At 39.8% G+C, this 4,888-nt stretch carries 3 protein-coding genes and 1 pseudogene; all 4 read right to left on the bottom strand.

Features of this window, described 5'->3' with window-relative positions; all coding sequences use genetic code 11:
* Positions 1 to 42: 42 nt before the first annotated feature.
* A pseudogene (locus tag HMPREF0501_RS08835) lies at positions 43 to 195 on the bottom strand (transposase); the annotation flags it as partial.
* Positions 196 to 515: 320 nt separating this feature from the next.
* Positions 516 to 3,161, bottom strand: a complete 2,646-nt coding sequence (locus HMPREF0501_RS06895; protein ID WP_006917210.1) for a DEAD/DEAH box helicase family protein — start codon at positions 3,159 to 3,161, stop codon at positions 516 to 518.
* The gene (locus HMPREF0501_RS06890; RefSeq protein ID WP_050755770.1) at positions 3,161 to 4,600 is read right to left on the bottom strand and encodes a site-specific DNA-methyltransferase; all 1,440 of its coding nucleotides are present in this window, start codon (positions 4,598 to 4,600) and stop codon (positions 3,161 to 3,163) included. Before HMPREF0501_RS06890 ends, HMPREF0501_RS06895 begins: the two co-directional genes overlap by 1 nt.
* A gap of 95 nt (positions 4,601 to 4,695) precedes the next feature.
* A partial coding sequence (locus tag HMPREF0501_RS09035; RefSeq protein ID WP_263598705.1) for a site-specific DNA-methyltransferase occupies positions 4,696 to 4,888 on the bottom strand: 193 nt, incomplete at its 5' end.

Here is a 4,888-nt window from a genome sequence, read left to right as displayed (position 1 = left end):
TAAATGAACATGATCAGGCATCATGTGTCCTTCTATTATTTAGACTCCCTTATATTTACATAGTAATTTAATATATTCTTGTAAATCTCTTCGATATTGATTGTAAATTACTTTACGTCTATACTTTGGGATGAATACAGTGTGGTACTTACATAACCATTTTGTATGGGCTAAACTATTGAGTTTATTGGCCATAATTAATTAACCTCTTTTCCCTTATTAGATTTTGGCTTGAACACCTATATCTTAAGGCCAAAGAGGCTTTTATTTATATAATTTTGATTGCCCACCCGCATAGCGGGTGGTTTTTTGTTTCGCACGTGCGCTATCGCTTACGTACTCAACTAGGCCTAAAGGCAATAATAAAAAGCCTCTCGCTACTGCAATAGCGCGGGGCTTTTGGGGTAGAAGTACATTGAACCTCAACTATCTCTTACAACCTAATGATAGCATGAAATAAAATATTTTCTATTCTTAGCTCTATGGATTGGAAGAGGCTTTGCTTTTATTCAACGTTATGACCAATCAATCTTTTCCCGTAAATCGTCCATCATATGATGAAGATCTTGGTGACCCTTGTTATCTTCAACGTAGAATTTGACCCCATAGAGTTTAACATTATCGATTTCTCCGAGGACGACCACATTTTCAGGGTTGATGCGTTCAAGCAGCTCCTCTTTCCAGCTATCCCTTACCAGGAGTTGTTCACCTTTTGGCTCCATATAAATCTGATAAATGTAGTCTTCATTGTCGAGGTAAAGGACAAAGTCGGGCATGTATCCTTCATAGCGATAAATTACTTCCCAAAAATCATGAAGTTTGAAATTGGAATTCCGCTCATCAATCCGCAATAAGTAGGCGTTCTTGAACTTTTCCTTGATATGTGGAATCTCTGCACCAAGCTTATCAATGAAGCTCTTTTCCAAAAAGTCGACAATGGCGTAATCGTAGACAAAACAATCCTTACCTTTCATCGATTCTGGATGAATTTGAGCGGCATGAGGGTCACTAAAGGCGTCGCGAACGCGCTTAGAATAGTCTTGAATAACTTCATGAACAGCGACTGGCTGGAATTCATTAGTCCCTTTGGAACGCTGGAAGTTGTTAACGAGGGCATTGTTAACCCGCATTAAGTATTTCTCAACTACTCGTAAGCGTAACTGTGGAGTTAATTTGGTTCCCACTGCAACACAAGCTTGTACGACTGCATGACCTAACCATTTGTCACTCGTCAATAGTTCCCGAACACTAGTCAGAGTTGGACATTGCTTTTTCAGCTTATCGAATCTGAAGAAATCATTGAACGAAATCGCAGTGTTAATCAGGGCTTTATCAGCTGGATTGCTAAATGAAGCCACATTAACCAACTCAGTCGAAGCTTGATCATTCCGATCTGCCCCGGTATTAATTTGGCGTTCGGACGTTGCACTGATTAGATCAACTGGTTCGGTCGTTAACGGATCGAAACCATATTTTTGAATGGAATCGTAGTTCAATGCTGGGACGATTTCGACTTTATTGTAGTAGATATTACCGTGTCGGTAAGCTGAGGTGCGCTTAAAGGAAGATTTAACGTTAGCGGTGAAGATCTTAAACTTCGTGTCTTCATTGACAGGCAAATCAATGGCATCTAGTGACTTTCGCAGGTTTTCTAGATATTGTGGGTTGTTGATCGTATGGTAGTAGAGCCGTTCTAATAATTGAATTTCCGGCTTCCTATCATCAAAACGGCGGACATATGACTTCTTACCATGGTAGACAAACGGGTTATATCTGGCACCACGACCGATTAGCTGAGCTTCTGCATTGGTGTCTTTTGGCTTAATATTCTTTTCGCCAATTCTGACAATATCATACAGGTTCAAAACGTCCCAACCTTCACTCAGCTTGGCCACAGCAAAGACTGAACGAACTGGATTATCTGGGCTTTCCAGAGTATTCAGTTTGGTTGCAACATCAGAGTGGTAGAGGAGACCTTTTGAGCCGGAATCATTAGCGTTGACCGTTGTCAGTTCACGGAAATCATGCTTTAACTCAGCCACTGTTTCCCCGAAGTCTTGTTTGAGCCAGTATTCGTAGGCAAAGTTGAGAGCTTCACTTTGATTTGACTGGTTCTGTGACTGAACAAACTCCTGTAAGGATTCCGCAGATAAGTTATCAATCATGGAGAGAAACTGTTCATTGACAGCCTTTGATTCAGCGATCGTGTTGGACTTAAAGAGAATTACCGGCTTGAAGTCAGGAATTTCCATATTCTGTGCAATCCGCTTCCGGTATTGCGATAACAAAACTGCGTTGAGCATTTTATTCTCATTACTGTTATTGGCTTGCAGCCGGTAAACCTGCTTGGAATACCCATCGTTAATGAAGCGACTGAGGTCGTATTGAGCGATGACTTTATTCTGATACTTGTGGTAGATATCAGGATTGTGAAGATCAATTGTGGCCGTAAATTCTAGCTGTTCGTTCTGTAAATTTAAGCCACGAATTTTGTCCAGCAATGACTCCCAGCTTTTGCTTTCAGTACTTTCCTTTTTACTACTACGGGTACCGACATTAAAGTGGTGAGCTTCATCGGCCAGAATCACCAGCTTATGACGCTTGAGTGACACTTTAGTAATCCCGTTTTCACGCGGAATATTGAAGTCATTAGACAGTTGCTGAATGCCAGAAAATTTGATGTAAATTGTATTCTTTTCCAAATTTACCGGGAAGTCCGTCACCTGTTTGATGATGACGCGCTGACCGTCAATCGTTAGTGGGTCTTGGTAGAGGTACTTTGGCGACGCACTATTGGTTAAATTATCAATAGTCTTGCTGACAACGGCCGTGGTATTCGTGGTAAATAAGAAGCACTGATAGTTCCAGACATGATACATGTACAGAATAACTGCGGCCATGATATCGGTTTTACCTGGCCCCGTAGCCATGTAAAACATGAGCTGATTGTAGTCGTTGTCATTCCCAAACCTTTTTTTTACAGCATCCAGGTTATGAATGGCCGAAAATTGGTAGTCACGAAGACTGTGTTTGAGGTTTTGTTTAATATACAATGGCAGACAGTCCATACCATCATCTTGGTTAAAGAATGACGTGTCATTAAGCCAATTTAAGAGTTTGAGGTCGATTTTTTCTTGTGGGATTTCTTTCTTACGAGCCATTACTTTGACTCCTTCCCGTAGAAGCTTTTGTTGAATTGATAATCACTGTCAGAAATAAGATCTCGGACATCGGCATCATCAATATTAGCTTCGTTGTAGTACAACTGGTTTTTATCTAACAGCTTAATCAATAGTTTCTTTTGATCTTCAAATGAGAGTTTCTTGCGTTCAGAATCGTTTTCAAATTTAGCTAGGTCAACCCGGAAGTCAAGATCGGCCCCCTTCTTCATACGTTGGAATACAGCGTCTAATTCGTTTAGAGTGGTGACTTTTTGTAGGTCCTTTAAGTAGCCTTGGTTCTTTTCCATAAGCTCAGCGTAGACGAAGGAACCGCCACCTTGCCAGTCGACGTCTTTGGAAATACCGCCTTGCTCGCCCTCAATAACCTTTTGTAAGCGTGGAACGGAAATAGTGTTGATGTAATCCATCTGTTCAATACCGATAAAGCGACGATGCATTTTCATTGCCACTGCTGGAGTAGTTGCGGAGCCCATGAAGAAGTCAATAACTAGATCGTTCGGGTTGGTGCAAACCTGTATAAGATCCCTCATTACAAACTCTGACTTAGGATAAGTAAATACTTTTTTGCCAAATAGTGTCTTTAACGTGTGTGTTGCGTTTTGGCCTGTATATTCTGGCTTTTCCCAAAGGGACTTTGCCTTTTCTCCTTGGTAATCAGACTCTCTTTCTTTTACATACACTTCGAAAGAGTCTCCTTTGGGCTTGATTTCAATATACTTTTCCTTTTTTTCCATGAGGGTAGAGCTCCCCCAGCGCCAACATCTTTCTATACCGGATGAATCGATTGGTAATAATTTTTGGCTATTTCCATCGTCTTCTAAGCTAAGAGTATGAGTTTTTTTATTGATATAAATGGGATAAAACATTTTAGGACGTTGGGTTTTTAAGGAATTATTACCACTTCTTCTGAAGCCACGAAGTTTATACCTGCCATATTTATCTTGAAACTTGTATTGCTTTTTCTTTTCTTCACTAATAGGTAAATTATTTAATTTAGCCAGTAGTTTACTTTTAGCAAACACTATTAAATTCTCATGTGCAGACGGGAAAAATTCCTCATCCTGTCGTCCACCAGGATTATGCACAACGGCTAGGACTGATAATCTGTTATCTGCTCCGAATATTTCGTCCATCAGGACTCCTAGATAGAATAGTTCATTGGAGTCAATTGCCGCCACAATAAACCCGTCATATTTAACAAGTTTTTTTGATACTTCTAGACGGTTCTTCATAAATGTTAACCATGAAGAATGGTTATAGGTATTGTTATATAGGAAAGTATTGGCGGCACTTTTAGTATTGTAAGGTGGGTCTAAGTAAATTAATTTTGCCGAATTTTTGTATCTATTTAATAAGGAGTATAAGGCAATTAAGTTATTGCCCTTAATTATCAGATTAGTATTGTCATTGATACTCAACGCTGCATGTGTCCCGTTTTTATCATAGACAGCAGCATTCTGTAAGATTTTATTTCCCAGTAATTCACTGATTTCTGGTCGTGCAAGAACTTCATTTAGGAAAGGTTCATCTCCCCCCCCCCCACTTCAGAATCAACGTCTTCCTTACTCATTCCTGCTTTTAATACTGTATCTTTATATGGAAAATCGAGTACAACATCTGAAGAATCTGAAATAAACTTATTATCATTTGCGAGGCCTATTCTATTGGCATACTTGGTAAAGCTGTCTTCCCAGAATTCTTTATAT

The sequence above is a fragment of the Limosilactobacillus coleohominis 101-4-CHN genome (genome assembly GCF_000161935.1).
Taxonomy (GTDB): Bacteria; Bacillota; Bacilli; order Lactobacillales; family Lactobacillaceae; genus Limosilactobacillus; species Limosilactobacillus coleohominis_A.
Note: the sequence above shows the minus strand (reverse complement) of the source record. Positions and strands in the feature narration are given on the sequence as shown.

Excerpts from the sequence above, each read along its gene's own strand:
- HMPREF0501_RS06895 (WP_006917210.1), bottom strand. The coding sequence starts at position 3,161 with ATGGCTCGTAAGAAAGAAATCCCACAAGAAAAAATCGACCTCAAACTC.